This is a genomic window from Bradyrhizobium sp. WSM1417, assembly GCF_000515415.1.
GTDB lineage: Bacteria > Pseudomonadota > Alphaproteobacteria > Rhizobiales > Xanthobacteraceae > Bradyrhizobium.
On sequence record NZ_KI911783.1, the window covers coordinates 5,641,532 to 5,662,406 of the forward strand.

At 63.6% G+C, this 20,875-nt stretch carries 28 protein-coding genes; 2 read left to right on the forward strand and 26 right to left on the reverse strand.

Annotated features, from left to right (window positions below; all coding sequences use genetic code 11):
- Window positions 1-17 precede the first annotated feature (17 nt).
- From BRA1417_RS0127620 to BRA1417_RS0127635, 4 genes are all read right to left on the reverse strand, one after another.
- Window positions 18-1,235 (reverse strand): RluA family pseudouridine synthase, encoded by a 1,218-nt coding sequence (locus tag BRA1417_RS0127620; RefSeq protein WP_027518573.1) that lies wholly within the window; start codon window positions 1,233-1,235, stop codon window positions 18-20.
- Window positions 1,232-1,549 (reverse strand): HigA family addiction module antitoxin, encoded by a 318-nt coding sequence (locus tag BRA1417_RS0127625; protein WP_027518574.1) that lies wholly within the window; start codon window positions 1,547-1,549, stop codon window positions 1,232-1,234. Before BRA1417_RS0127625 ends, BRA1417_RS0127620 begins: the two co-directional genes overlap by 4 nt.
- Window positions 1,550-1,627: 78 nt before the next feature.
- Window positions 1,628-2,962 (reverse strand): replication-associated recombination protein A, encoded by a 1,335-nt coding sequence (locus tag BRA1417_RS0127630; RefSeq protein ID WP_027518575.1) that lies wholly within the window; start codon window positions 2,960-2,962, stop codon window positions 1,628-1,630.
- Entirely contained in the window at window positions 2,959-4,365 is a 1,407-nt protein-coding gene (locus tag BRA1417_RS0127635; RefSeq protein WP_027518576.1) for a DegQ family serine endoprotease, read from the reverse strand. Before BRA1417_RS0127635 ends, BRA1417_RS0127630 begins: the two co-directional genes overlap by 4 nt.
- A 311-nt stretch (window positions 4,366-4,676) precedes the next feature.
- Between BRA1417_RS0127635 and BRA1417_RS0127640 the strand changes: the two genes are divergently transcribed.
- Both BRA1417_RS0127640 and BRA1417_RS0127645 read left to right on the forward strand, forming a co-directional pair.
- Window positions 4,677-6,290: an OprO/OprP family phosphate-selective porin gene (locus tag BRA1417_RS0127640; protein WP_027518577.1), complete on the forward strand. Its 1,614-nt coding sequence runs from the start codon at window positions 4,677-4,679 to the stop codon at window positions 6,288-6,290.
- 78 nt (window positions 6,291-6,368) lie between these two features.
- Window positions 6,369-7,382, forward strand: coding sequence for a zinc-binding alcohol dehydrogenase family protein (locus BRA1417_RS0127645; RefSeq protein ID WP_027518578.1), 1,014 nt, complete (start codon window positions 6,369-6,371; stop codon window positions 7,380-7,382).
- Between the two features lie 3 nt (window positions 7,383-7,385).
- Here BRA1417_RS0127645 and BRA1417_RS0127650 read toward each other — a convergent pair whose 3' ends face one another.
- From BRA1417_RS0127650 to rpmC, 22 genes are all read right to left on the reverse strand, one after another.
- Window positions 7,386-8,714, reverse strand: a complete 1,329-nt coding sequence (locus BRA1417_RS0127650; protein WP_027518579.1) for a chloride channel protein — start codon at window positions 8,712-8,714, stop codon at window positions 7,386-7,388.
- Window positions 8,715-8,770: 56 nt separating this feature from the next.
- The gene (locus tag BRA1417_RS0127655) at window positions 8,771-9,067 is read right to left on the reverse strand and encodes a DUF1330 domain-containing protein (RefSeq protein WP_027518580.1); all 297 of its coding nucleotides are present in this window, start codon (window positions 9,065-9,067) and stop codon (window positions 8,771-8,773) included.
- A 9-nt stretch (window positions 9,068-9,076) separates the two neighbouring features.
- Window positions 9,077-9,865 carry an SDR family NAD(P)-dependent oxidoreductase gene (locus BRA1417_RS0127660; RefSeq protein ID WP_027518581.1) on the reverse strand — a complete coding sequence of 263 codons (789 nt, stop codon included), beginning with the start codon at window positions 9,863-9,865 and terminating at the stop codon, window positions 9,077-9,079.
- 152 nt (window positions 9,866-10,017) lie between these two features.
- The gene (locus tag BRA1417_RS0127665; RefSeq protein ID WP_027518582.1) at window positions 10,018-10,476 is read right to left on the reverse strand and encodes a hypothetical protein; all 459 of its coding nucleotides are present in this window, start codon (window positions 10,474-10,476) and stop codon (window positions 10,018-10,020) included.
- Window positions 10,477-10,574: 98 nt separating this feature from the next.
- On the reverse strand, window positions 10,575-10,991 hold the full coding sequence (gene rplQ, locus BRA1417_RS0127670; RefSeq protein ID WP_007603047.1) for a 50S ribosomal protein L17: 417 nt from the start codon (window positions 10,989-10,991) through the stop codon (window positions 10,575-10,577).
- A gap of 119 nt (window positions 10,992-11,110) precedes the next feature.
- Window positions 11,111-12,142, reverse strand: coding sequence for a DNA-directed RNA polymerase subunit alpha (locus BRA1417_RS0127675; RefSeq protein WP_007603046.1), 1,032 nt, complete (start codon window positions 12,140-12,142; stop codon window positions 11,111-11,113).
- A gap of 111 nt (window positions 12,143-12,253) precedes the next feature.
- The gene (gene rpsK, locus BRA1417_RS0127680; protein WP_007603045.1) at window positions 12,254-12,643 is read right to left on the reverse strand and encodes a 30S ribosomal protein S11; all 390 of its coding nucleotides are present in this window, start codon (window positions 12,641-12,643) and stop codon (window positions 12,254-12,256) included.
- Between the two features lie 123 nt (window positions 12,644-12,766).
- Window positions 12,767-13,135 (reverse strand): 30S ribosomal protein S13, encoded by a 369-nt coding sequence (gene rpsM / locus BRA1417_RS0127685; protein WP_027518583.1) that lies wholly within the window; start codon window positions 13,133-13,135, stop codon window positions 12,767-12,769.
- A gap of 187 nt (window positions 13,136-13,322) precedes the next feature.
- Entirely contained in the window at window positions 13,323-14,216 is an 894-nt protein-coding gene (locus BRA1417_RS0127690) for an adenylate kinase (RefSeq protein ID WP_027518584.1), read from the reverse strand.
- Between the two features lie 274 nt (window positions 14,217-14,490).
- Window positions 14,491-15,822 carry a preprotein translocase subunit SecY gene (gene secY / locus BRA1417_RS0127695; RefSeq protein WP_027518585.1) on the reverse strand — a complete coding sequence of 444 codons (1,332 nt, stop codon included), beginning with the start codon at window positions 15,820-15,822 and terminating at the stop codon, window positions 14,491-14,493.
- Between the two features lie 152 nt (window positions 15,823-15,974).
- Entirely contained in the window at window positions 15,975-16,460 is a 486-nt protein-coding gene (gene rplO, locus BRA1417_RS0127700; protein ID WP_027518586.1) for a 50S ribosomal protein L15, read from the reverse strand.
- 72 nt (window positions 16,461-16,532) lie between these two features.
- A complete protein-coding gene (rpmD, locus tag BRA1417_RS0127705; RefSeq protein ID WP_027518587.1) occupies window positions 16,533-16,739 on the reverse strand; it encodes a 50S ribosomal protein L30 in 207 nt (68 codons plus the stop codon).
- Window positions 16,740-16,764: 25 nt separating this feature from the next.
- Window positions 16,765-17,352, reverse strand: a complete 588-nt coding sequence (gene rpsE, locus BRA1417_RS0127710; protein ID WP_007603037.1) for a 30S ribosomal protein S5 — start codon at window positions 17,350-17,352, stop codon at window positions 16,765-16,767.
- Between the two features lie 47 nt (window positions 17,353-17,399).
- On the reverse strand, window positions 17,400-17,762 hold the full coding sequence (gene rplR, locus BRA1417_RS0127715; protein WP_007603036.1) for a 50S ribosomal protein L18: 363 nt from the start codon (window positions 17,760-17,762) through the stop codon (window positions 17,400-17,402).
- 11 nt (window positions 17,763-17,773) lie between these two features.
- On the reverse strand, window positions 17,774-18,307 hold the full coding sequence (rplF, locus tag BRA1417_RS0127720; protein ID WP_007611603.1) for a 50S ribosomal protein L6: 534 nt from the start codon (window positions 18,305-18,307) through the stop codon (window positions 17,774-17,776).
- Between the two features lie 16 nt (window positions 18,308-18,323).
- A complete protein-coding gene (gene rpsH, locus BRA1417_RS0127725) occupies window positions 18,324-18,722 on the reverse strand; it encodes a 30S ribosomal protein S8 (protein ID WP_007603034.1) in 399 nt (132 codons plus the stop codon).
- A 14-nt stretch (window positions 18,723-18,736) separates the two neighbouring features.
- The gene (gene rpsN, locus BRA1417_RS0127730) at window positions 18,737-19,042 is read right to left on the reverse strand and encodes a 30S ribosomal protein S14 (RefSeq protein ID WP_027518588.1); all 306 of its coding nucleotides are present in this window, start codon (window positions 19,040-19,042) and stop codon (window positions 18,737-18,739) included.
- Window positions 19,043-19,088: 46 nt separating this feature from the next.
- Window positions 19,089-19,646, reverse strand: coding sequence for a 50S ribosomal protein L5 (gene rplE, locus BRA1417_RS0127735; RefSeq protein WP_007603032.1), 558 nt, complete (start codon window positions 19,644-19,646; stop codon window positions 19,089-19,091).
- The gene (gene rplX, locus BRA1417_RS0127740; protein ID WP_007603031.1) at window positions 19,639-19,953 is read right to left on the reverse strand and encodes a 50S ribosomal protein L24; all 315 of its coding nucleotides are present in this window, start codon (window positions 19,951-19,953) and stop codon (window positions 19,639-19,641) included. The genes rplE and rplX overlap by 8 nt, the downstream gene beginning before the upstream one ends.
- A complete protein-coding gene (gene rplN / locus BRA1417_RS0127745; protein ID WP_007603030.1) occupies window positions 19,953-20,321 on the reverse strand; it encodes a 50S ribosomal protein L14 in 369 nt (122 codons plus the stop codon). Before rplN ends, rplX begins: the two co-directional genes overlap by 1 nt.
- Window positions 20,322-20,404: 83 nt before the next feature.
- The gene (rpsQ, locus tag BRA1417_RS0127750) at window positions 20,405-20,653 is read right to left on the reverse strand and encodes a 30S ribosomal protein S17 (RefSeq protein WP_007603028.1); all 249 of its coding nucleotides are present in this window, start codon (window positions 20,651-20,653) and stop codon (window positions 20,405-20,407) included.
- A 13-nt stretch (window positions 20,654-20,666) separates the two neighbouring features.
- Window positions 20,667-20,873, reverse strand: a complete 207-nt coding sequence (gene rpmC / locus BRA1417_RS0127755) for a 50S ribosomal protein L29 (protein ID WP_007603026.1) — start codon at window positions 20,871-20,873, stop codon at window positions 20,667-20,669.
- Window positions 20,874-20,875: the final 2 nt, after the last annotated feature.

Below are 20,875 nucleotides of genomic sequence, written 5' to 3' on the forward strand. Positions count from 1 at the left end.
GCCGCCGGCCAGTTCAATTACTCTTCAGGCGCGTTCTCGATCGGATCAAATCTGGTTGCATCGAGCCCGAGCAAATTCCACGACTGCTGCATGTGCTGCGGCAAGGGCGCGGTGGCGTCGATAAAACCGCCGCGCGGATGCGGAATGACGATACGGCGCGCGAGCAGATGCAGCCGGTTTTGCAGGCCGCCCGGCAATTGCCAGTTCTCGATGTTGAAATATTTGGGATCGCCGACGATGGGGTGGCCGATATGTTCCATGTGGGCGCGCAGCTGGTGGGTGCGCCCCGTCACCGGCTTCAGCGACACCCAGGTCAGCTTGTTGCCGGCGGTCTCGACCACCGCATAGTAGGTCACCGCGTGGCTTGCGCCCTCGTCGCCGTGCTGGGCGATGCGCATGATGGTGTCGTCCTCGCTCTCCTCCTTGGCAAGGAATGTCGAGATGCGGCCCTGCTTCGGCTTCGGTAGCCCCGGCACCAGCGCCCAGTAGGTTTTTCGCGCCGAGCGCGAACGGAACGCGCCGGTCAGATGCGAGGCGGCAAAGCGGGTTTTGGCGACCAGGAGACAGCCCGACGTCTCCCTGTCGATGCGGTGCACGAGGCGCGGCTTCTGGCCCTTGGAATCGCGCATCACCTCCAGCATCTGGTCGATGTGTCGAGTCATGCCCGAGCCGCCCTGCACGGCGAGTCCGGCCGGCTTGTTCAGCACGAGAACGTCGTCGTCCTCGTAAATCGTCATCTCCTTCAGCGCGGCAAGCGTCTTTTGCGCCGCCTCCGACTGCGGGTTGGGTGCCTTCGGCGTGTCGAGCTTCAGCGGCGGAATGCGGACGCTCTGGCCCTCCTCCAGCCGGTCCTTGCTGTCGACGCGCTTGCCGTCGACGCGCAGCTCGCCTTTGCGAACGACGCGCTGGATGTGGGAGAACGACAGGCCGGGAAAGTGCGCTTCAAGGAAGCGATCGACGCGCATGTTGTTCTCGTCGGCCGTCACCTTGACGGTCTGCACCTTGGTCGGCAGCAATGCCTCGACGGGGGGCTTTGCCGGCGCGGCCTTTTCCGGTTCGGCTTTGGCCGCGCGCCGCTCGACGCGCTCGCTCGCGAAGCGCGGCGGCTTCGTGCCCGGCTTGCCGCCCGGCCGCAGCCCAGCAGGTTTCGCGCTGCGCGCCTTGAACGGACGTGCTTCCTTGCGCTCGTCGCGCTCGCGAGGTTTTGGGTTCATTCTCTTGATGCGGCGGCTCATGCGGTTTTTCCAAACTTTCGTATCGACTGCGCCGTCGCGCGGCGCGGCAGCGACGCAACCTGCGCCCCCACTTCTTTTTCCGCGAGGCGCAGCTCATATTGCTGCTGCAGGTTCATCCAGAACTGCGGGCTGGTGTCGAACCAGTGACCAAGACGCAACGCCGTATCGGCCGTGATGCCGCGCTGTCCATTGATGATGCCGGTGATCCGGTTCACGGGTACATCGACCTGACGCGCGAGTTCTGCGGCGGAGATGCCGAGTTGTCGCAGTTCTTCGGCAAGATGTTCACCGGGATGTATGGGCGTGCGGGGCATGGCGATTTCTTGGCCGGACTAGCGTGAATTACGCGTTACGTAAACCGTAAATCGAACTCTACAGCAAGCCCGAAAGGATTAGGCCCCACCCCGCTCCTTCCGCAACTTCGCCCAATAATCCAGCCGCTTCCTGATCTCCCGCTCGAACCCGCGGTCGGGCGGGTCGTAGAAGGTCTGGCGGCCCAGGGCTTCCGGGAAGTAATCCTGGCCGGAGAAGGCATCGGGAGCGTCGTGGTCGTATTCGTAAGATGCGCCGTAGCCTTCCGACTTCATCAGCTTGGTCGGCGAGTTGAGGATATGTTTCGGCGGCAGCAGCGAGCCGGCCTGCTTTGCGACCTGCATCGCCTTGCCGAAGGCGGTGTAGACGGCATTCGATTTCGGCGCGGTGGCGAGATAGACCACGGCTTGCGCGATCGCGAGCTCGCCCTCGGGATGACCGAGGAAGTCGAAGGTGTCCTTGGCTGCGTTGGCGATGACCAGCGCCTGCGGATCGGCAAGCCCGATATCCTCGACCGCCATGCGCACGACGCGGCGGGCCAAAAACAGCGGGTCCTCGCCGGCGTCGAGCATGCGCGCGAGATAATACAGCGCGGCATCAGGATCCGAGCCCCGTACCGACTTATGCAGCGCCGAGATCAAATTGTAATGGCCGTCGGCCGACTTGTCGTAGATCGGCGCGCGGCGCTGCAATATCTCCTGCAACTGCGCGGCGTCGAAAATCTCGTCCTTGCGCGCGGCGCGCCAGACTTCCTCGACGAGCGTCAGCGACGCGCGGCCGTCGCCATCGGCCATGCGCACCAGCACAGCGCGCGCTTCCTCGTCGAGCGGCAGCTTGCGGCCCTCGACCTCCTCGGCATGCGCAAACAGCTTTTCGATCGCGGCCGCGTCGAGCGAGCGAAACACCAGCACGCGCGCCCGGGACAGAAGCGCCGCGTTGAGCTCGAAGGACGGATTTTCGGTGGTAGCGCCGACCATCACCACCGTGCCGTCTTCCATGACGGGCAGAAACGAATCCTGCTGGGCGCGGTTGAAGCGATGCACCTCGTCGACGAACAGCAGCGTGCCCTTGCCCATCTCGCGGCGTGCACGTGCCGCCTCAAAGGCCTTCTTCAAATCGGCGACCCCTGAGAACACCGCGGAGATCTGCTCGAAATGCAGATCGGTGGCGTCGGCGAGCAACCGCGCCACCGTTGTCTTGCCGGTGCCGGGCGGGCCCCAGAACACCAGCGAGCCCAGCGTGCGCGTCTCCAGCATGCGCGTCAGCGCGCCGTCGGGACCCAGGATGTGATCCTGGCCAACGACCTCCGAGAGCGCGCGCGGCCGCAGCCGATCCGGCAGCGGATGCGGAGCCTCGTGATCGAGCCCCGCCGCGGCGAAGAGAGTTGGCGTCTCCTGTGGTCGCTTCGGACTCATCCGCCCAGCGTGACGTTAATCTGCTGGCCGCCGCGCACCAGCGTGATGCGCCAGATGCGCTGGCGCTCGGCCGCCGCCTTTTCGAGATCGCTGGTCTTGCTGATCTTTTGGCTGTTGACGGCCAGGATGACATCGCCCTTCTGGAAGCCGACATTCGCGGCCGCGCTGTCGCCGCCGAGATCGGTGACCACGACGCCTTCGGTATCGGCGTCCAGATGCAGCTCGTCGGCGAGCGCCGGGGTGATGGTCGAGACCTTCGCGCCCTGGAGAGGCGAGCGCGCGGTGATGACGAGCTCGTTGCGGCCGGCATCGGGCGCCGCGTCCAGCGCCACCGTCAGCTTGACCGGCTTGCCGCCGCGCTGCACGTCGATCTGCGCCGTGCCGCCGAGCGGCCGTGTGGCGAAGCGATAGTCGAAGGCGTTGGGATCATCCACGGTCTGGCCGTCAATCGAGACGATCAGGTCGGAGGATTTCAGCCCGGCCTTGGCCGCCGGTCCGTTCGGAACGACGCTTGCGACCAGCGCACCGGTCGGCGAACGCAGGCCGAGACTCTCGGCGATCTCCGGCGTCACCGCCTGCAATTTCGCCCCTAACCAGGGCCGCTTGACCGCCTTGCCGCCGCCCTTGGCGGAGGCGACGACGACGCGCACCATGTTGGCGGGGATCGCGAAGCCGATACCCTGCGAGCCGCCGGAGCGCGAATAGATCGCGGTGTTGATGCCCGCGAGCCTGCCATTCATGTCGACCAAGGCGCCGCCGGAATTGCCCGGATTGATCGCCGCGTCGGTCTGGATGAAGAACTGGTAGTCGGTGATACCGACCTGCGTGCGCGCCAAGGCCGAGATGATGCCGTGCGTCACGGTCTGGCCGACGCCGAAAGGATTGCCGATCGCCATCACGACGTCGCCTACCATCAGCTCGTCCGAATTGGTGAATTCGAGCGCCGGAAACTTCTCCTTGGTGTCCTTCAAACGCAGCACGGCCAGATCGCTGCGAGAGTCCTTCAGCACGATCTCGGCCTCGAACTCACGCTTGTCCGACAGCGACACCTTGACCTGGTCGGCGCCTTCGATGACGTGGACGTTGGTGACAACGAGCCCGGACGCATCGACGATCACGCCCGAACCGAGCGAGCGCTGCACCTGCTCCTGCTGCTGGCCGGGCACGCCGAAGAAGCGGCGGAATATAGGGTCGTCGAGCAGCGGGTTGCGGTTCTGCACCACCTTGGCGGCATAGACGTTGACGACCGCCGGCTGCACCCGCTGCACGATCGGCGCATAAGACAGCCGCAGTTCGGCGGGCGAGGACGGCACACGGCGGTCCTGCGCGGCAGCCGGATTGAAGTTGGCCGAAAAGGCTATGCACAGTGCCGTGACGACGGCGGTCCAGGTCGATCGAAACATTCCTACCTCTTGGAAAAGACGCCGGAATATAGGCGCGTTCGTCCCCCAATAGAAGGGCGCCCGGCGGCCTATTCGCCCCCCTTTTGGTGTGTCCGGCCTGCAAGCTCTGCGTGCGAAATAGCGATTTGCCGGGGCTGCCGATTGGCATGATGTGCGTCATCTTGCATGGTGGTGCAAGGCGGATTCGCTTGCGGCGAATTTACACCAGTGGGAACCGCGCAACCGGGCGCAGCGTCGCGGGGCAGTCATCGATCACACCTAGGCTCTCCGCCCGCGACTTGGGGAAGTTCGTCAAACGATGGAGTCATGACGTGAGCAGGACAAGAATTGCAGCCACGGCGATGGGTCTCGCCGCCGCACTGGCAGCCTCGCAGGCCCAGGCCCAATCGGCGAGCAGCAGCGACCAGGAGATCGCGCTCCTGAAGCAGCAGCTGAAGATACTGGAGCAGAAGCTCGACAAGCTCCAGAGCCAGACCGCCGCGAACACTGCGGCCACGGCGAAGGCCAGGCTTGAGGCGAAGGCGGAGGCAAAAGCCGAAGCGCGGTCCGAAGCGAAGGCCGTCGTCGCCAACGCGAACGCGGCGATCCCGCTCAAGGGACCGGCGCCCGCATCCGGCGTCGTCGTGACGATGCCGAACAACCGGCCGACCATCTGCACTGCCGATGGGGCAAACTGCGTCGGGATCACAGGTCGCGTGCATTGGGACGTCGGCGGCTATGACTATCGGCCCAACACGGCGGCAACCGTGCCGCAGAAACTCGATAGCGGCGAGAACGTCCGCCGCGCGCGCATCGGTCTCGCCGGCAAGTTCTTCCACGACTGGAATTTCGCGCTGGTCTACGACTTCGGCGGCTCCTCCGACGGGTTTGGCGGCGCAGCTCCAGGTTCGCTGCCCGGCGGCGGCGTCTCCGGCATCGAGAACGCCTATCTCAGCTATACTGGCCTGAGACCCTTCGGCGGCAAGATGGCCATCGAAGGCGGCATCATGGACCTGCCCTACACCCTCGATGAGGCCACGAGCTCCAACGACATCATGTTCATGGAGCGCGCTTCGGCGGGCGTTGTCGCGACTAGCATCGCCGCGGGCGACTTCCGTTCGGCGATCGGCACGCGCTGGTACAACGACCAGCTCTGGATCGGCGGCTATGTCACAGGACCCTCGACCGGCGCGATCCATTCGGCGTCGAGCGCAGCACCGAACGGTGCCTCCGAGCAGTATGGCGCCGTCGCCCGCGTTGCCGGCCAAGTCGTCAGCGGCAAGGATTACTCGCTGCACCTTGGCGGAAACGCCGAATGGCTGATCCAGCCGTCGCGCAACATGGTGACGGGCGCACAGACGGTGACGCTGAGCGATCGTCCGGAACTGCGCATCGATCCCACGGCGCTGGCTACGACCGGCGCAATCGCCAATGCCTCCGGCGCGCAGGTCTACAGCGTCGAAGCGGCCGCTACCTATGGACCACTGATCCTGCAAGGCGAGTATTTCTGGTACAACATCGATCGCAGCGCCAATACCGGCCTGCCGCCGCTGGGTGCGCCGAGCCTCAAATTCCAAGGCGGCTACGCGCAGGCCGGCTACGTGCTGACGGGCGAAGGTCGCAGCTATAATGCGGCGAATGCGGCCTATGGCGGCGTCAAGCCGGCGCACCCGTTCTCGCTCGAGGGCGGCGGCTGGGGCGCGTGGGAAATCGCGGGACGCTTCTCCACGATCGACCTCAACGATCAGCTCGGGACCGCTACCGGCGTCGCAGGCGGCCGGCAGACCGTCTACACGGCGGCGCTGAACTGGTACGTCAACGGCAACGTCCGTTTCATGCTGGACTATCTGCATGGCACGGTATCGAGGCAGGCCTCGCCGGTCTCGACCGCCGATGTGGGCTCCAAGTTCGATGCGGTCGCGATGCGGACGCAGTTTGCGTTCTAGCTCTCGTTTGTCGTCTCGGGGCGCGCGAAAATGCGAACCCGGGACCCAGCATCTGCAACGCTCCGAAGGAGACACGCCATGAAGGCCGTCGGCTACAAGAAATCGCTTCCGATCGAGGATCAGGACGCGCTGTTCGATTTTGAGACCGCCAAGCCCGAACCCAAGGGCCGTGATATCCGCGTCGCCGTGAAGGCGATCTCGGCCAATCCGGTCGATTACAAAGTGCGCAAGCGCGCCGCCCCGCCCGAGGGGGAAACGAAGATTTTGGGCTATGACGCGGCCGGCGTGGTCGACGCCGTCGGTCCCGACGTCACGCTGTTCAAGCCGGGCGACGAGGTGTTTTACGCCGGCTCGATCCTGCGCCAGGGTACCAATTCCGAATTCCATCTGGTCGACGAGCGTATCGTCGGCAAGAAGCCGAAGAGCCTGTCGTTCGCGCAGGCCGCCGCCCTTCCCCTCACCTCCATCACCGCCTGGGAGCTGTTGTTCGATCGGCTCGGTGCGGTACCCGGCAAGAGCGTCGATCCGCGCACGCTCTTGATCACGGGCGGCGCCGGTGGTGTCGGCTCGATCCTGATCCAGCTCGCCCGCCGCCTCACCGGGCTGACGGTGGTTGCGACCGCGACGCGGCCGGAATCGCAAAAATGGTGCCTCGATCTCGGCGCGCATGCGGTGATCGACCACGGCCAACCGATGAAGGAGCAGATCGAAAAGCTCAGGCTGCCGCCCGTCGCGCTGGTGGCGAGCCTCACCTTCACCGACCAGCACTACAAGAGCATCGCCGAGTTCATGGCGCCACAGGGGCGGTTTGGCCTGATCGACGATCCGCCGGAATTCACGGTTGCCGCGTTCAAGGGCAAGGCCATCTCGGTGCATTGGGAATCGATGTTCACGCGCTCCTCGTTCCAGACCGCCGACATGATCGCGCAGCATCATCTGCTCAATGACGTCGCCGACCTCATCGACAAGGGCGTGCTGCGCACGACGCTCGACCAGACCTTCGGCACGATCAACGCGGCCAATCTCAAGCGGGCCCACGCGCTGCTCGAGAGCGGCAAGTCGCGCGGCAAGATCGTGCTGGAGGGGTGGTAGGTCCTAGCTCGAAGCGGGCGCCGCATTCGTCTCCGGAGGACGCGTCGCCCGCTCGATAAAGCCCGTGGCGAGCGCGTGGTAGATCCCCTCCTCGCAGATCAGCCGCGAGGTGGCGTGTGCAATCAGGGCGGCGGCCATCAACGGCACCACCATGGCGTGATTGTCGGTCATCTCGGTCACGATGACGAAAGCGGTGATCGGCGCCTGCACCACACCGGCAAAATAGGAGACCATGCCGAGCAACATGATCGCACCGAGCGGAGCGTCGTGGAAGAAGGACGCGATATTGCTGCCGAGGCCGGCTCCAACCGCGAGTGACGGTGAAAAAATTCCGCCGGGTATGCCACTGATCGCCGCGAAGGTGGTGGCGAGAAGCTTGAGGATGCCGAAGTCCTGCGGCAGCGGTGCGCCCTGCTCCAGGGCCGTCTTTACCTGCTGGTAACCTGTGCCATAGACCGTATCGCCGGAGACGATGCCGCAGATCGCGACCGCCAATCCGCACGCGAGCGCGAACCACAAAGGGTGGCCCTTGACCGCACGCCCGAACGGATGGGCGAAGCCGCGCGCCATCACGATGACGATGCGGCTGAAGACGCCGCCGGCCACGCCACCAACCACGCCGCACACCGGAACCGCCAGCCAGTCGGTGCCGCGGGCAAGAGACGTCGCACTGCTGCCGAAATAGGCGTAGTTGCCCATCAGCGCGAGCGAGGTCAGGCCGGCCGCGATCACCGCCGCGATGATGAGACTGCTGGTACGCGTCTCGAAAGCCCGGCTCATCTCTTCGATGCCGAAGACGATCCCCGCCAGCGGCGTGTTGAAGGCGGCCGCGACGCCAGCAGCCGCGCCGGCCAGGATCAATCCGGGCTGGCGGCGTGGCGAGACGCGGCCGAGCGCGAACATGATGGAAGCGCCGACTTGAACGCTTGGTCCTTCCCGACCGACGGAGCCACCGCACAGCAGACCGAACAAGGTGAGGATCACCTTTCCGATCGCGATTCGGATCGAGACCAGGCTCTCGCGCGCCGTCTGGTCGGTCAGATGCCGTGCGGCGATCGCCTGAGGAATGCCGCTGCCCTGTGCGTTCGGGAACATCCGGGTGGTCAGATAGGCCGAGAGCATGAAGCCGAGAGGTGTCACTGCGAGCACGGCGTACCGCGACTGGGCCAACAGCAGTGCAAAGGCGTGCTGGGCGAGATCAGCGAGTTGCGCCAGCGCCACCGCCGCGGCGCCAACCCCGATCCCACCAAGCACGAAGATCGCCCGCCGCTGCCATCGCGCGGATGTCAGCCTGAACAGGCGTTTATGGCGGGTCGAGAGGGGCCAGAGCATAAAGCCGAGGTTTAGCCGGTCCCGCCGCGAATTGAAGAGGCAAGCGAGCAGACCAGCTAGACTGGAACCACGCCCTCGACGAACATCAACCGTCGCTCCAGCGCCGTCTGCCGCAGCTTTAGCGCCTCCGCATATTCCGGCGACGCATACCATTCCTGCGCCCGCGCCATCGATGGGAACTCCACGATGATGATGGTTTTGGGCGGCGGGCCGCCCTCCACCACCTCAGTGGCGCCGCCGCGGACGAGATAGCGGCCGCCATATTGCGCGATGGTTGCGGCAGCTAGCGTGCGATAGGCCTCCATCGCGGCTCTGTCGCGTACCTCGACTTCCGAGATCACATAGGCCGGCATGCGCAGGTCTCAGGCAATCGTGTTGACGATGCCGCCCTCGGCACGCAACGCCGCGCCGTTGGTCGCGGAGGCTTCCTTCGAAGCCGCATAAACCACCATGTTGGCGATCTCGTCGACGCTGGCGAAGCGCTGGAGCAGCGAGCTTGGGCGATGTTGTTTGACGAAATTGGCCGCGGCCTCATCCAGCGACTGGCCGTTCTGCTTGGCGAGGTCCTTCACGAACGTCTCCACACCCTCCGACATGGTCGGGCCTGGCAGCACGGAATTGACGGTGACGCCGGTACCGCGTGTGAGCTGCGCCAGGCCGCGCGCGACCGAGAGCTGCGCCGTCTTGCTCATGCCGTAGTGGATCATCTCGACGGGAATGTTGAGCCCGGATTCCGAGGAGATGAAGACGATGCGGCCCCAGTTGCGCTTGAGCATGCCCTTCATATACGCGCGTGACAGACGCACGCCGCTCATGACGTTGACCTCGAAGAAGCGGCTCCAGTCTTCGTCCGGAATGTCGAAAAAGTCCTTTGGCTCGAAGATGCCGGCATTGTTGATGAGGATGTCGACGTCTGGCAGCGCCGCGGCCAGCGCCTTGCAGCCCGCCGCGGTCGAGACGTCGGCGGCGATGCCGCGGACCTTTCCGCCCGCTCCCTCCAGCTTGCGCACGGCCGCATCGACCTTGTCCTGGCCGCGTCCGTTGATCACGACGCTCGCACCCGAGCCGGCAAGGCCCTTGGCGATGGCGTGGCCGATGCCGGCGCTCGAGCCGGTCACGAGGGCGGTCTTTCCGGAAAGGTCGATGTTCATGTGTGATCTCCGTTGATGCTGGCGGAGATATTGTGCGCTGCCGGCACGATAGCAATCGGTACTCACCGACGCGTGAGGTTCGGTCACTACAACGCATAGGATGGGCAAAGCGAATCGTGCCGCCATTTCGGCGCGATACGCGGATCGACCCGCTACTCCACAATGCCCTTAAGGATTGCAACGTCTCTCTTCCCGTCCAGGACCTGCTCGAACTCTTGTGCGAAGGCCTCCACAGCCGGATATTCGGCTCGGAACCGGACAGTCGCCGAATTCTGAAGGTCGACATCAGGCGTTTTCCAAACTTCGGAAGAGACATCCACATGCACGAGCAACGTTCCGCGGCTATCGTATGGTTTGATGCTGATCCTCAGATGGCATTGGTCGAGACTTTTCGGATTTCCACTGCGCCAAAAGCCGCCCTCAAGAATTGGCAGATCATTCGCAGGTAGCGGAAATTTTCGGAGCGCAACCAGGAACGTTTCCTTGACGTGGATCCGATCAAACCAGGCCGCGCCTTCTGCAGAGAATTGACCTGACTTTACGGTTATCCTGATCTGCCCGGTATATTCCTCGTCCGTCCAGTAGACGGCTTGCAGTTCGGCAGCACTCATTTGGAAGCTCCACCCCTTCACTGGTTGAACTCGGCGCTCCAATAAGAAAAAAGCGGCACCCAAGGGCGCCGCTTTTGAAAACTGAAGTGCCGGTCGGCTTACGCCGCCTCGGCTTCCTTTTCCTGCACCGGACCGGAGTCCTGGCCCTTGGCATCGACGTCGCGGTCGACGAACTCGATCACGGCCATCGGCGCATTGTCGCCGTAGCGGAAGCCGGCCTTGATGATGCGGGTGTAGCCACCCTGGCGGTCCTTGTAGCGGGGCGCGAGCGTGTCGAACAACTTCCTGACCTGATCCTTGTCGCGCATCTCGGAGATGGCCTGGCGGCGCATGGCCAGCCCGCCCTTCTTGCCGAGGGTAATCAGCTTCTCGACGATCGGACGCAATTCCTTCGCCTTCGGCAGCGTGGTGACGATCTGCTCGTGCTTGATCAGCGCGGCGCACATGTTGGCGAACATCGCGCGGCGATGCTCGGCGGTGCGGTTGAGCTTGCGATGAACCTTGCCGTGACGCATTTTATCTATCCTTGAATTTCATTCGTCGCGACGGTTCGTCGGACAGTTGCTCAGGTGGGCTGCCTGCGTTCGCCCGCTAAGGCGCGATGAATTCGCGCCTCAGCCTGTCGTCGTTCGGATCAGTAGTGATCCTCGAAGCGCTTGGCGAGCTCGTCGATGTTCTCCGGCGGCCAGCCCGGCACTTCCATGCCGAGGTGCAGACCCATCTGGGCCAGCACTTCCTTGATCTCGTTCAGCGACTTGCGGCCGAAGTTCGGAGTGCGGAGCATTTCCGCTTCGCTCTTCTGCACGAGGTCGCCGATGTAGACGATGTTGTCGTTCTTCAAGCAGTTGGCCGAACGCACCGACAGCTCGAGCTCGTCCACCTTCTTGAGGAAGGCCGGGTTGAAGGCGAGGTCCGGGATGATCTCCTGGGCGACTTCCTTGCGCGGCTCTTCGAAGTTGACGAACACGTTGAGCTGATCCTGCAGGATGCGCGCAGCGTAGGCGACGGAATCATCAGGCGTCAGCGCGCCGTTGGTCTCGATCGTCATGGTCAGCTTGTCGTAGTCGAGGATCTGGCCCTCGCGGGTGTTCTCGACCTTGTAGGAGACCTTGCGGACCGGCGAGTACAGGCTGTCGACCGGAATCAGGCCGATCGGCGCGTCCTCGGGGCGGTTGCGCTCGGCGGGCACGTAGCCCTTGCCGGTTGCAACCGTGAACTCCATGCGGATCTCGGCGCCCTCGTCGAGCGTGCAGATCTGCAGGTCCGGATTGAGCACGACGACGTCGCCCACGGTCTGGATGTCGCCGGCGGTGACGACGCCCGGGCCGGACTTCTTGACGACCATGCGCTTGGGGCCTTCGCCCTGCATCTTGATCGAGATGTCCTTGATGTTGAGCACGATGTCGGTGACGTCCTCACGGACGCCCGCGATCGAGGAGAACTCGTGCAGCACGCCGTCGATGTGCACCGACTGCACCGCCGCGCCCTGGAGCGAGGACAGCAGAATGCGGCGCAGCGCGTTGCCGAGCGTCTGGCCGAAGCCGCGCTCGAGCGGCTCGGCGACGATGGTCGCGAAACGGGTCGGATCGCTGCCGGGCTGTACCTGCAGCTTGTTCGGCCGAATCAGTTCTTGCCAATTTTTCTGGATCGTCACTGTTTCACCCATACAGGCCAGTCAGACTGCTGTTGCAGGCACTGGCGTTGGAGAAAGGCCGCAGATCATTTCCACGGCTTTGCAAAAAGTCATTGCGGGCGCCGATGCGCCCGCAATCTGGTATCAAACGCGCCGACGCTTGCGGGGACGGCAACCGTTGTGCGGGATCGTGGTCACGTCGCGGATCGAGGTGACGGTGAAGCCTGCGGCCTGGAGCGCCCGGAGCGCTGATTCGCGGCCCGAACCGGGACCGGCGACTTCGACTTCCAGCGTGCGCATGCCGTGCTCCTGCGCCTTCTTGGAGACGTCCTCGGCGGCAACCTGTGCGGCATACGGGGTCGACTTGCGCGAGCCCTTGAAGCCCATCGTGCCGGCGGAGGACCAGGCAATCGTGTTGCCCTGCGCGTCGGTGATGGTGATGGTCGTGTTGTTGAACGACGAGTTCACGTGCGCGACGCCGGAGGCGATGTTCTTGCGCTCACGACGACGAACGCGGGTGGCTTCCTTGCCCATAGACTACCTTTCCTGAAGATCTCAAACGCCGCCGTAATGCCAGCGGCTACACCTGTGGAACGAAAGGCGCGTGGCGAACGGGTCATCCCCGGGTCGCCACACGCCGTGATTGGATGCGAAAACTTACTTCTTCTTGCCGGCGATGGCCTTGGCCGGACCCTTGCGCGTACGCGCATTGGTGTGGGTCCGCTGGCCACGCACCGGCAGACCGCGACGATGACGCAGGCCGCGATAGCAGCCGAGGTCCATCAGACGCTTGATGTTGATGCCGACTTCACGACGCAGATCGCCCTCGACCATATAGTCGCGGTCGATCACTTCGCGGATCTGGAGCACTTCGGCGTCGCTGAGCTGATTGACGCGACGATCCACCGGGATCTTCACCTTGTCCAGAATCTCACCGGCGATCTTCTGACCGATGCCATGGATGTACTGGAGCGCGATCAGCACGCGCTTGTTGGTCGGGATGTTCACGCCGGCAATACGGGCCACGGCCTTCTCTCCTGTCGCCGATTCCTCGTCAGGAATCGCGCTTTAAGTGCTTGGTTTCTCGGGCAGGTGTTCACAAACGCGAACACGACGCCCACCCCTGGTCTTCCTGGGGCCCGGCATCGTTTGAAACTATCCGACTTGGATGCGGGGCTTATTAGGGGATTCTGGGGGCTTTCGTCAACCGCTGCTAGCGCTTAGCTCGCCTTTTCGTGACCTTTTTTCCGGCCTTTTTGGCACCTTTCTTGACAGCCTTCTTGGCGGTCTTTTTAGCTGCTTTCTTCTTCCCCGCCTTCTTGACGGTTTTCTTGGCCGCCTTCTTGGGACCCGTCACGGCCTTCTTGGCCACTTTCCTGGATTTGGCGGCCTTTTTGGCTGCCTTCGCCGGCTTTTTGGCCGATTTCTTCGCCGCCTTGGCCTTTCTGGCCGGGGCCGCCTTGGCCGCGCTCCGGGCGGGCGCCTTGCCATGCGTCTTGCCACGCGTCTTGGGCTCGACCGCCCCGAGCGCCAGGAGCTGGCGATGAATGGCGCGGGTGACCTCGTCGATGGCCATCATGCCATCGATGGTCGAGAGCTTCCGCCGCTCGGAATAGTAGTGAATCAGCGGTTCGGTCTGGTTGCGGTAGCTGGCTAACCGCTTGGTCAGGACCTCCGGGGTGTCGTCGAGTCGGACCTCCTCCCCGCGCTCGCGCATCTGGGCGACGCGAGTCTCGACGCGGTTCAGGAGCGCGCTCTCGTTGACGCGGAGCTCGATCACGGCATCGAGCTTGAGGTGCTTGTGCTTGAGCAGCTCATCCAGCGCCTCGGCCTGCGGCACGGTCCGCGGGAAGCCGTCGAGGATGAAACCGTTTTTGGCGTCCGGCTGATCGATCCGATCGGAGATGATTCCCACCACGACATCGTCTGGCACGAGACCGCCGCTGGCCATGATCTCCTTGGCCTTGAGCCCGACCGGCGTTCCGGCCGCCACCGCTGCACGCAACATCTCGCCGGTCGAGAGCTGGACAATGCCATAGCGCTGCACCAGCAGCTGCGCCTGGGTGCCCTTGCCCGATCCCGGTGGCCCCAGAAGTATAATTCTCATCGGCGTACGCCCCCCGATTGGTGCGCGATACGTCGTGCACCTGTGTTTTGAAGTCCAGTTACAGTGCAAATCATAATCAGCGCCGCACCGCTACCCATATCATAGGGGAGCAAATGGCCGGACGCCAAGAAGCCTTTGAAATCAGTGATTGTGCTTCAGTGCGAGTGGCTCTGCCGATGCCACCGGATGGCTGGCTGGCCGCTCCCGCAGGCGCCGCGCGTTACTCGCGCGGCGAATCGGCGGCGCAATTGCGCCGCCTGAGAGGACGCCGCGCTTAACGGCGGCGGCCGCGCAGCTTCGACTTCCGGATCAGGCCTTCGTACTGATGCGCCAGGAGATAGCCCTGCACCTGCGCCACCGTGTCCATGGTGACACTGACGACGATCAGCAGCGACGTGCCGCCAAAGTAGAACGGCACCGACGCGTAGGAGATCAGGATTTCCGGAATCAAGCAGACGATCGCCAGATAGACCGCGCCGAGCACGGTGATCCGCGACAGCACGTAGTCGATATATTCCGCGGTGCGCTCGCCGGGACGGATGCCCGGAATGAAGCCGCCGTGCTTCTTCAGATTGTCCGCGGTCTCGGTCGGATTGAACACGATCGCGGTGTAGAAGAAGGCGAAGAACACGATCAGCGCCAGATACATGATCAGGAACAGCGGACGGCCGTGACCGAGCTGGGTGTTGATCCACTGGAACCATTCCGGCCCGCTGCCCGCGTTGAAGTTCGCAACCGTGGTCGGCAGGAGCAGCAGCGAGGACGCAAAGATCGGCGGGATCACGCCCGAGGTGTTGAGCTTGAGCGGCAGATGCGAGGACTGCCCCTCGAACATCTTGTTGCCGACCTGGCGCTTCGGATACTGAATCAAGAGCCGGCGCTGGGCGCGCTCCACGAACACGATGAAGGCGATCACGGCCACCGCCATGACGATGACGACCAGAATCAGGCCGGTCGACATCGCACCCTGACGGCCGAGCTCGAGCATATTGGCGAGCGCCGCGGGCAGCTCGGCGACGATGCCGGAGAGAATGATCAGGGAAATGCCGTTGCCGATGCCGCGCGAGGTGATCTGCTCGCCCAGCCACATCAGGAACATGGTGCCGCCGGTCAGCGTGATCGCCGTGGACAGGCGGAAGAACATGCCGGGGTCGCTGACGACGTTGCCGGCGCCTTCGAGCCCCACCGCGATGCCGTAGGACTGGAACGCGGCCAGGATCACCGTGAGATAGCGGGTGTACTGGTTCAGCAGCTTGCGGCCGGACTCGCCTTCCTTCTTCAGCGCCTCGAGCTGCGGCGAGACGGTGGTCAGGAGCTGGATGATAATGGAGGCCGAGATGTACGGCATGATGTTCAGCGCAAAGATCGCCATGCGGTGAATGCCGCCGCCGGCGAACATGTTGAACATGCCGAGGATGCCGCCCGCCTGGGAGCGGAACACCTGCTCCCAGATGTTGGGATCGATGCCGGGCAACGGGATGTAGGTCCCGAGCCGATAGACGAGCAGTGCGCCCAGGGTGAACCAGATGCGCTTCTTCAGTTCGTCGGCCTTGGCAAACGCACCGAAATTGAGATTGGCTGCCAGTTGTTCCGCTGCAGAGGCCATCTTGGACTTTCTCCCGCCGCTTGTTGCGCCGTCATGCCCGCGGCCGGGCTACATTATACCGGACACCGGACATTATCTGGGGCTACGGCTTCGATAAGTCCATCGTCCCGCATGCGTAAAGGCCCGCGAGCCGCGGGCCGATGACGCAGTTGTTACGCCGCCTCGCCTTCTTCCTTGGCAGGCGCGAGGATCTTCACCGAGCCGCCGGCCTTCTCGACTGCCGCGATCGCGGTCTTCGAGGCGCCGTGCACTTCGATGTTGAGCTTGGCCTTGAACTCGCCGCGGCCGAGCAGCCGCAGGCCACCCTTGGCGCGGCGCAGCACGCCGGCCTTGACCAGGGATTCGACGTTCACGACGCTGCCGGCGTCGATCTTTTTGGCATCGACCGCGTCCTGGAGCCGGTCGAGATTGATCTCGGCGAACTCCACGCGGAAGATGTTGTTGAAGCCACGCTTGGGCAGACGGCGATGCAAGGGCATCTGGCCGCCTTCGAAACCCTTGATGCGCACGCCCGAACGCGCGGTCTGGCCCTTGCCACCGCGGCCGGCCTGCTTGCCCTTGCCCGAACCAATGCCGCGGCCGACGCGCATACGCTTCTTGCGCGAGCCGGCATTGTCGGCGATATCGCTGAGCTTCATCGCCCTGCTCCTTGTTTCTTGCGCATGACCTTCACCGAAAACGGGTCCCGCTTCGGGATCGTGCGCCTTTGCTTACTTCTCGTCGACGATGCGAACGAGATGGTGAACTTTCAAAATCATGCCGCGGACCGCCGGGGTGTCCGGCAGTTCGCTGGTGCGGCCGATCTTATTGAGCTTGAGCCCGATCAGCGTCGAACGCTGCGAGTGATGGCGGCGGATCGCGCTGCCGGTCTGCTCGATCTTGATCGTCTTTGCGGTCGTAACGGTACTCTTGGCCATGGGTGTCTACTCCGAAAAGCTTCCGTTATTCGGCAACCGCCTCGGCGTCACCACCGATACGGCGGGACTGGAGGGTGGACACCTTGATGTTGCGGCGGGCAGCGACCGAGCGCGGCGAATCCTGATGCTTCAGCGCATCGAAGGTTGCGCGAACCATGTTGTACGGGTTCGACGAGCCGATCGACTTCGCAACCACGTCCTGGACGCCGAGCGTCTCGAACACGGCGCGCATCGGACCGCCGGCGATGATGCCGGTACCGGCCGGAGCTGCGCGCAGGTAAACACGGCCCGCGCCATGACGGCCAGCGATGTCGTGATGCAGCGTGCGGCCCTCGCGCAGCGACACGCGGGTCAGGTTGCGCTTGGCGGATTCGGTTGCCTTGCGGATCGCCTCGGGCACTTCGCGCGCCTTGCCATGACCGAAGCCGGCGCGGCCCTTCTGGTCGCCGATCACGACCAGCGCTGCGAAACCGAAGCGCTTGCCGCCTTTGACGACCTTGGCGACGCGATTGATGTGGACGAGCTTGTCGACGAACTCGCTGTCGCGCTCTTCCCTGCGTTCACGTCCGCCGCCGCGTTGATCGCGTCCACCACGTTGTTCGCGTTCTGCCATGGTTTTTCCAGTCCTTCAGAGGCTTACGCCTCAATCCTCAAATTCTGTTAGAAGCTCAGCCCGCTCTCACGCGCCGCGTCGGCAAGAGCCTTGACGCGCCCGTGATAGAGATAGCTGCCGCGATCGAACACGACTTCCTTGACACCCTTCTCGGCGGCGCGCTCGGCCAGCAGCTTGCCGACCGCCTTCGCCGCATCGATATCGGCGCCGGTCTTGCCGCCGTCGCGCATCGACTTCTCGAGCGACGAGGCAGAGGCCAGCGTCTCGCCCTTCAGGTCGTCGATGACCTGGGCGTAGATGTGCTTGGACGAGCGGAACACCGACAGGCGCGGACGGCCGCCACCCGAGCGGCGCAGCTTCAGTCGTACACTGCGCTTGCGCCGGGCATTCGTAACCTTGGCTTTCGACATGACCGGCTCCGTTACTTCTTCTTGCCTTCCTTGCGGAAGATGAATTCGCCAACATACTTCACGCCCTTGCCCTTGTAGGGCTCCGGCGGACGATAGGAGCGAATCTCGGCGGCGACCTGGCCGACGCGCTGAATGTCGCTGCCGGTCACCGTGATCTCGGTCGGCTTCGGCACGGTGATCGTGATCCCTTCCGGGATCGCGTAGACCACATCGTGGCTGTAGCCGAGCGCGAGCTGCAGGTTCTTGCCCTGCAGCGCGGCGCGGTAACCGACGCCGGTGATTTCGAGCTTCTTCTCGAAACCCTTGGTGACGCCTTCGACCAGATTCGCGACCTGGGCGCGAGCGGTCCCGTACAGGGCCCGTGCGCGGTTGGTCTCGACCCGCGGGTTCACCTTGACCTGGCCGTTGTCGAGCTTCACCTCGACGTCGCTATGGACGACGAACTGAAGCTGGCCCTTCGGCCCCTTCATCTTGACGGTCTGCCCGTCGACGGTCGCGGTCACACCCGACGGCACCGCTACCGGCCTTTTGCCAACACGTGACATGGATCAAAAATCCTTCTCAGAACACCGTGAAGAGAACTTCGCCGCCCACGTTCGCTTCACGCGCACTGTGGTCAGCCATGATTCCCTTCGGGGTCGACAACACCGAAATGCCGAGTCCGTTATTGACCCGCGGCAGGTTCTTCACCGAGGCGTAAACGCGACGCCCGGGCTTGGAGACACGCTCGATCTCGCGGATAACGGGCTCGCCGTCGAAATACTTCAGCTCGATCTCGATCTCGCTGCGGCCCGAGGAGTGCTCGAGCGTGGCGTAACCGCGGATGTAACCTTCGCTCTTCAGCACCTCGAGCACGTTCTCGCGCATCTTCGAGCCAGGCGTGGAGACCTTGTTCTTGGAGCGCATCTGCGCGTTGCGGATGCGGGTGATCAGATCGCTGATTGGATCGTGCGTAGACATCTAAACGACCCTCCTTACCAGCTGGACTTCACGAGGCCCGGGACCATGCCCCTGGAGCCAAGGTCCCGCATTGCGATGCGGGACAGTTTGGTCAAGCGATAGTTCGAGCGCGAACGGCCCGACAGCTCGCAACGCAGACGGATACGGGTCGCCGACGAGTTGCGCGGCATTTCGGCCAGCTTCAGGGTCGCAGCAAACCGCTCCTCCATCGGCAGCGTCTTGTCGGCGATGATCGCCTTCAACCGCTCGCGCTTCGGAGCGGCGTTCTTCGTCATCCGCTTGCGCCGGTTGTTCTTCTCGATTGAACTCTTCTTTGCCATGCTTGGCTCCTGGGTATCCGCGTTTGAGAGGCTTTAGGTCAGCGTCTCACTGCCGGAACGGGAAATTGAAAGCGGTCAACAAGGCCCTCGCCTCGTCGTCGGTCTTGGCTGTGGTGCAGACGGTGATGTCCATACCGCGGGATTCCGTGACCTTGTCGAAGTCGATCTCGGGGAAAATGATGTGTTCCTTGAGGCCGAGCGAGTAGTTGCCGCGGCCGTCGAAGCTCTTCGGGTTCAAGCCGCGGAAGTCGCGGACGCGCGGCAGCGCGACCGTCACCAGGCGATCGATGAACTCGTACATGCGGGCCTTGCGCAGCGTGACCTTGCAGCCGATCGGCTGGTTCTCACGCAACTTGAAGGTCGCGATCGCGATCCGCGAATAGGTCACGATCGCCTTCTGGCCGGCGATCTGGGTCAATTCCGCAGCAGCGTTCTCGGCCTTCTTGCGGTCGTTGACGGAATCGCCAACGCCCATGTTCAGCACGACCTTGTCCAGGCGCGGAACCTGCATGACGTTCTCATAACCGAACTTCTCGGTCATTTCCGTCCGGATCTTCGCGTCGTATTCCGCGCGCAAGCGCGGTGTGTAAGCGGCCTCAGCCATCGATCTCAGCTCCCGAGCTCTTGGCGATGCGGACCTTCTTGCCGTCCGCCAGAATCTTGAATCCGACGCGGGTCGGCTTCCCGTCCTTGCCGACATACGCGATGTTGGACAGTTGGATCGGCGACTCTTTCGAGATGATGCCGCCCTCCTGGGCCTGCGTCTGCTTCTGGTGACGCTTGACCATGTTGATGCCGCGCACCAGCGCCGTACCGGCGTCGGGACGCACTTCGAACACCTCGCCGGTGCGGCCCTTGTCGCGGCCGGTCAGCACGACGACCTTGTCGCCCTTGCGGATCTTCGCAGCCATCACAGCACCTCCGGCGCGAGCGAGATGATCTTCATGTGGTTCTTGGCGCGCAGCTCGCGCGGCACGGGCCCGAAGATACGGGTACCGACCGGCTCGGACTGATTGTTGATCAGAACGGCGGCGTTGCGGTCGAAGCGGATGACCGAACCGTCGGCGCGGCGGATGTCCTTGCGGACGCGCACCACGACGGCCTTCATCACGTCGCCCTTCTTCACCTTGCCACGCGGAATCGCTTCCTTGATCGAGACAACGATGATGTCGCCGATCGTGGCGTAGCGGCGCTTGGAGCCCCCGAGCACCTTGATACACATGACACGGCGTGCGCCAGAATTATCGGCCACGTCGAGGTTGGTCTGCATCTGAATCATTGATGCACCTCGTCCTCTTCTTTTTGCGCCAGCCCAGCCGGCGCTCAACATTTACCTGAAGTCAGTCGGCTAAAGCCAACAGATCAGGCGCTTTTCTTGTGTTCGCCCCGGATCACGACCCAGCGCTTCAACTTCGAAATCGGCTTCGATTCCTCGATCCACACCATGTCGCCCGGCTTGAACTCGTTGCTCTCGTCGTGCGCGTGGTAGTTCTTCGAACGGCGGATCGTCTTCTTGTAGATCGGGTGCGTAAAGCGGCGATCGACGCGCACCACGATGGTCTTGGCTTGCTTGTCGCTGACGACCACGCCCTGCAAAGTACGTTTCGGCATCTTCGTAAGCCTCTTACTTCTTCTTCGCGCGCGTCTGCGCGGCGACGGTCTTGATCCGGGCGATGTCACGGCGGGCCTCGCGCAGGCGCGAGGTGTTCTCGAGCTGCCCGGTGGCGCGCTGGAAGCGCAGGTTGAAGCGCTCCTTCTTCAGGTTCAGGATGGCGTCATCCTGCTGATCGGGGCTCAACGCGCGGATGTCTTCGATCTTCATCTGGGCCATGG